We start from the raw sequence: 993 nt of genomic DNA, 5'->3' as shown, positions 1-993 counted from the left end.
GGCAGATTGTAAAATTTAAGTTGAACATTTAAGTGGACAGAAAAACCCATCAAGGTCTTTAATGGTGTTACCACACAATCCATTAGAAAGAAGGACCTTGATGAGCACCACTATTTTATCATTCCAGAACCGTGTTGTCATTGAAACGCTTCATAATGAAGGACGTTCCTTGCGATACATCGCTAACTACTTAGGCTTTAGTAAGACCACCATCTTTAACGAACTTCACCGGCTAAATAGTGAGTACCAGGCTGGGCTAGCGCAAACTGACTTTGAACGCAAGGTTAGTCAACGGGGGCGGAAGTCTTCGCTCACTAAAAACCTTAAACACTTGATCGAGGAAAAAATTCAAGTCCAGAAGTGGTCCCCTGAACAAGTTGCCCATGTGGTGGGGATTGCCTACAAGACGGTCTATAACTGGATTGATCAAGGATGGCTTGACATACAGTTGCCCGATTTGCCTGATCATGGAATTCGTCGTCATCGTGCTAAAGAAAAGCGGGGTACGTTCAATCACGGCCGCTCCATTGAGGAGCGTCCTCATAAAGTCGAAACTCGCCAGGAATTCGGCCACTTTGAAGCTGATACCGTACTTTCTGGCAAACGTAAAGGTCAAGCTGTGGCTACTTTTGTGGAGCGTAAGAGTCGCCTGACAATTGTTAAACGGCTCCATGGTCGCGATAGTCGGTCCATGACTCAAGCCGTACTTGAACTAGCTAGTCAACTTCAAGACAAGCTCAAGACGCTTACCGTAGACCATGGTAAAGAGTTCGCTAACTACCAGACAATTGAACAGCTAACAGGTACTCAGGTTTATTTTGCCCATGCTTATTCACCACATGAACGCGGTAGTAATGAGAACCGTAATCGAGTTTTGCGACGGTTTATTCCCAAGGGACAAGCCATTGAAGAACTAAGTGATTACCAACTAGTTCAAATCAATTGGTATCTGAATTCACGGCCACTTAAATGTCTTAATTGGCATACACCAAT

General features: G+C 44.4%; 1 protein-coding gene. It reads left to right on the top strand.

Translation table 11 applies throughout. The features are described from left to right. Window positions 1–100: 100 nt before the first annotated feature. Window positions 101–993 (top strand): IS30 family transposase (locus FC43_RS09050; RefSeq protein ID WP_056955431.1); only part of this gene is annotated, 893 nt, incomplete at its 3' end.

This window comes from Limosilactobacillus ingluviei DSM 15946, from assembly GCF_001435775.1.
GTDB classification, from domain to species: domain Bacteria; phylum Bacillota; class Bacilli; order Lactobacillales; family Lactobacillaceae; genus Limosilactobacillus; species Limosilactobacillus ingluviei.
This window is presented reverse-complemented; position numbering and strand designations above follow the sequence as displayed.